Below are 4,686 nucleotides of genomic sequence, written 5' to 3' on the forward strand. Positions count from 1 at the left end.
GACCTTAATACCCCACCCCAGCCCTCCCCTTCGCAGGGGAGGCCGTTATGCAGATACTGCTTTCGCCGGACGGCTGGCGTAGAGATACAGCAGCGTCGCAGCCAGAATACAGAACGCCATTGAACCGACCATCGGCCAGGCGCTTTTCGCGGTAAACAGTGACAGGACCGAACCAATCGCTGCACCGGTGCCGAAGCGGATCGTCCCCGCCAGTGAAGCCGCAGTACCGGCCATATGCGGGAAGTCATCCATAATCACCGCCATGGCGTTTGACGTGACCATCGCAATCACACCGACATATCCCGCCACACCAATCACCATCGCCCAGAACGGCAAACCGAAGGTGCAGACAATCACCAGCCACATGCCCATCGTCAGCTGCACAAACAGCCCGAAGCGGAACATCTTCACCGCGCCCGCACGGCGCACATTACGGCTGTTAATGAGAGTCAGGATCACCAGCGCCACGATGTTCAGCGCGAAGTAAAAACCGAAGTGCTGCGGCGAAACGCCATTCAGTTCGATATAGACAAACGGACCGGCGCTGAGGAAGGAGAACATACCGGCGAACGAGAAACCACTCGCCAGCATATAGCTCAGCACGCGTTTATGGCGGAACAGTGAGGCAAAGTTACCGACGCTGGTACGCAGATGAAATTTCTGCCGTCGTTCTTTAGGCAGCGTCTCTTTGATATAGACACCCACCAGCGTGGCGGCGATCAGCGCGGCAATTGCCATCGCCCAGAAAATCGCGTGCCAGCTGAAAACCGCCATCAGCAGTCCCCCGAGCATCGGCGCCAGCAGCGGTGCGACGGTCATGACCAGCACCACAAAAGACATCATTCGCGAGAATTCGTCTTTGGTGAACATATCGCGCATCAGGGCATTGATAACGACACTGGCGGCGGCGGCGGCAAGACCATGCAAGAAGCGCATCCAGACCAGCTGTTCGACCGATTGCGCCAGCGCACAGGCACCGGCAGCGACGGCAAAAACCAGCACGCCCCAGAAGATAACCGGCTTACGCCCGAGGCTGTCCGCCATCGGTCCGTAAAACAACTGCCCTATCGCAAAACCCAGCACATAGGCGCTGAGCGTCATTTGCACACTGCCCGCCGGAACACCATATTCCTGCGCGATGACGGGCATACTTGGCAGATACATATCGATGGCCAGTGGCATCAGCATCGATATCAATCCCAGGATGAAAATCAGTCCGATGTGGGATACCGGTTTTTCTTGCACTTTCAGCTGCTCCAGTTTCAGGAAAAACTAGCGCGAAGGAACGCCAACGCTGGCAATTTCCTGCGCGGTTAAAGGCCGGTACTGACCCGGTTCTAAATCTTCATCCATCACGATTTCACCGATACGTTCACGATGCAGACCCACCACGCGGTTACCCACGGCGGCAAACATGCGTTTCACCTGATGATAACGGCCTTCGCTGATAGTCAGGCGCACCAGGCAATCTTCGATTTTTTCGAGTTGTGCCGGTTTGGTCAGGGAATCTTCGTTATGCAGCTGAACACCCGCTTCAAACTGCGCAGCGGTATCGTCAGCCAGCGGATGTTCGAGATTAACCAGATAGGTTTTTTCGCAGTGATGACGCGGTGAGGTGATGCGGTGTGACCACTGGCCGTCGTCGGTCATCAGTACCAGACCGGTGGTGTCGATATCCAGACGCCCTGCCGCATGCAGCTTGTAGGCCACCGGTTCTTCGAGGAAATACAGCACGGTCGGATGATCAGGGTCATCGGTAGAACACACGTAGCCCTGCGGTTTGTTGAGCATGAAATAACGCGGGCCGGTGATTTGATCCAGTACGTTGCCGTCAAATTCGACACGCTGCTCAGGGCTGATTTTCATCGCACCCGTTTTAACGATTTCGCCGTCAACGGTGACACGTTTGTTGCGAAGCTCACGCAAAACCAGCGCGCGGCTTACACCTAATTGCTGAGATAGAAACTTGTCCAGACGCATTGAGTAGACTTGCCTTCATGGCGATCTGAGTGATCGCGTTACTGATAAAACACAAGACCCCGCCGTCGCTATAGGCAACTGACAGGGTTCATGGTTGTTCGATTCGTAATAATTGCAACGAGTTATTATTACTTAGAGGAGGCAGACAGGCTGCCACATTGAGGCGAACAGTATAGCCGCGCAACCGGTCAGGAAGAAGGAAAATAAGCAGGCTAAACATTCACGTCAGGTGATTTTTTTGCTCATCGCTATGGGCCTGATTTCTTGGCATACTCCACTACTGTCTTTATTAACAGTAAAACTACAGGTGATTGTTGCCGTGACCGCTTTTACGCTTCGCCCCTATCAGCAGGATGCCGTGGATGCCACCCTGCGTCATTTCCGCCAGCATGACGAACCGGCAGTGATCGTATTGCCGACCGGTGCGGGGAAAAGTCTGGTGATTGCCGAGCTGGCGAGAGTAGCGCGCGGCCGCGTTCTGGTGCTCGCCCACGTCAAAGAGCTGGTGGCGCAAAACCACAGTAAATACCTTTCTTACGGTCTGGAGGCGGATATTTTCGCCGCTGGCCTGAATCTCAAGCAAAGCAGCGGCAAAGTGGTGTTTGGCAGCGTGCAGTCCGTCGCGCCTAATCTGGCAGAATTCAGCGGTGAGTTTTCCCTGCTGATTGTCGATGAATGCCACCGGATTTCCGACGATGACAACAGTCAGTATCAGCAGATCATCGGCCATCTTAAGGCACAAAATCCGCGTCTGCGCCTGCTCGGCCTGACCGCCACACCTTACCGTTTAGGCAAGGGCTGGATTTATCAGTATCACCATCAGGGCATTGTGCGTGGTGATGCCAACAGTCTGTTTCGCGACTGCATTTATGAACTGCCCCTGCGTTACATGATTAAAAACGGTTTTCTGGTGCCACCTGAGCGGCTCGATATGCCGGTGGTCAGCTACGATTTCAGCCGGTTGCAGGCCAACAGCAACGGGCTGTTCAGCGAAGCAGATCTGAATGATGAACTGCGTCAGCAAAAGCGTATCACGCCGCACATCATCAGCCAGATTATTGAATTCGCGCAGGATCGCAAAGGCGTGATGATTTTCGCCTCGACGGTGGAACACGCGGGTGAAATCTTCGGTCTGCTGCCCGAAGGCGAAGCGGCGCTGATCAGCGCACAAACGCACGCCGTCGAGCGCGACCGGCTGATCAATGCGTTTAAAGCGCAGCAGTTACGCTATCTGGTGAATGTGTCGGTGCTGACTACCGGCTTCGATGCGCCGCATGTGGATCTGATCGCCATCCTGCGCCCGACCGAATCTGTCAGCCTGTATCAGCAGATTGTCGGACGCGGGCTGCGGCTGGCGCCGGGCAAAACCGACTGCCTTATCCTCGATTACGCCGGTAATCCGCACGACCTGTTTACGCCGGAAGTCGGCAGCCATAAGCCTGCGGGCGATAACAAACCGGTGCAGGTGTTCTGTCCCGCCTGCGGTTTTGCCAATATCTTCTGGGGGAAAACCACGGAAGACGGCACCATCATCGAGCATTTTGGCCGCCGTTGTCAGGGTGTGCTGGAGGATGACGAGGGCAATCGCGAACAATGCGATTTCCGTTTCCGCTTTAAAAGCTGCCCGCACTGCGGCGCGGAAAACGATATCGCCGCGCGACGCTGTCATCAGTGTCAGGAAATTCTGGTTGATCCCGACGATATGCTGAAAGCCGCGCTGCGCCTGAAAGACGCACTGGTGCTGCGCTGCGGCGGCATGAACCTGGAAAACGGTCGCGATGACAAAGGCGAATGGCTGAAGATCACCTATTACGATGAGGACGGCGCGGACGTTTCCGAGCGTTTTCGCCTGACGACGCCCGCCCAGCGCATGGCGTTTTTGCATAATTTTCTGCGTCCGCATCAGCGTGCGCCGGGCGTGCCACTGGAATGGAATAGCGCTGCGGATATCGTCGCGCAGCAGGTTTTACTGCGTCATCCGGATTTTGTTGTGGCACGCATGAAAGGCCAGTTCTGGCAGGTACGCGAAAAAATGTTCGATTATGAAGGCCGGTACCGGCGTGCTAATGAGCTGCGCGGGTGAGTAAACCGGCGATTTGTATTGCTGCCGCTGCCCTGCTCCGGTATCATACCGCCCGCTTTCGCCTTGTGTGAAAGCCGCAGTACTCAACTCGTCACTCGGTCGCAGGTGGCGGGGCACATTTTAGAAGTAGTTCTAATCGAGAAACATACAATGATCACTATCAATGTAGAAGTACGTCCACAGGACGAGCAGGGCAAAGGTGCGAGCCGCCGCCTGCGTACAGCTAACAAATTCCCAGCTATCGTTTACGGTGGCTCAGCTGCTCCGGTTTCTATCAAACTGGACCATGATTCTGTTAAGAACATGGAAGTTAAAGCGGAGTTCTACTCTGAAGCTATTACTCTGGTTATCGACGGTAAAGAAACCAAAGTTAAAGTTCAGGCTGTACAGCGTCACCCGTTCAAGCCAAAACTGGCTCACATCGACTTCGTTCGCGTTTAATAACGCGACTTTACTCTCTGAGTAAAAAGTTAGTGCGCATCGGGACGCCGTGCGAGAACAAATAAAAAACACCGCCCAGGCGGTGTTTTTTATTGCCTGAAATCTGCCGATACCCTAAATAATTCAGGTTGCAGGAAGGCGGCAAGTTCGTGAATCCCCGGGAGCTTAGATAGCTAAGTGAC

Annotated in this window: 4 protein-coding genes; 2 read left to right on the plus strand and 2 right to left on the minus strand. The window is 54.7% G+C overall.

From position 1 onward, the window contains the following. Positions 1-45: 45 nt before the first annotated feature. Together UC15_RS18835 and rsuA are read right to left on the minus strand one after the other, a co-directional pair. A complete protein-coding gene (locus UC15_RS18835) occupies positions 46-1,245 on the minus strand; it encodes a Bcr/CflA family multidrug efflux MFS transporter (protein WP_112290095.1) in 1,200 nt (399 codons plus the stop codon). A 27-nt stretch (positions 1,246-1,272) separates the two neighbouring features. Continuing rightward, on the minus strand, positions 1,273-1,980 hold the full coding sequence (rsuA, locus tag UC15_RS18840; protein WP_112290097.1) for a 16S rRNA pseudouridine(516) synthase RsuA: 708 nt from the start codon (positions 1,978-1,980) through the stop codon (positions 1,273-1,275). Between the two features lie 319 nt (positions 1,981-2,299). Here rsuA and UC15_RS18845 point away from each other — a divergent pair, with 319 nt between their 5' ends. Then, entirely contained in the window at positions 2,300-4,063 is a 1,764-nt protein-coding gene (locus tag UC15_RS18845; protein ID WP_112290100.1) for a DEAD/DEAH box helicase, read from the plus strand. A gap of 150 nt (positions 4,064-4,213) precedes the next feature. Then, positions 4,214-4,504: a 50S ribosomal protein L25 gene (gene rplY, locus UC15_RS18850; protein ID WP_112290098.1), complete on the plus strand. Its 291-nt coding sequence runs from the start codon at positions 4,214-4,216 to the stop codon at positions 4,502-4,504. Positions 4,505-4,686: the final 182 nt, after the last annotated feature.

This window comes from Rahnella sp. AN3-3W3 (assembly GCF_003263545.1).
In the GTDB taxonomy this organism is placed as follows: Bacteria; Pseudomonadota; Gammaproteobacteria; order Enterobacterales; family Enterobacteriaceae; genus Rahnella; species Rahnella variigena.

Excerpts from the sequence above, each read along its gene's own strand:
- rsuA (WP_112290097.1), bottom strand. The coding sequence starts at position 1,980 with ATGCGTCTGGACAAGTTTCTATCTCAGCAATTAGGTGTAAGCCGCGCG.
- rplY (WP_112290098.1), top strand. The coding sequence starts at position 4,214 with ATGATCACTATCAATGTAGAAGTACGTCCACAGGACGAGCAGGGCAAA.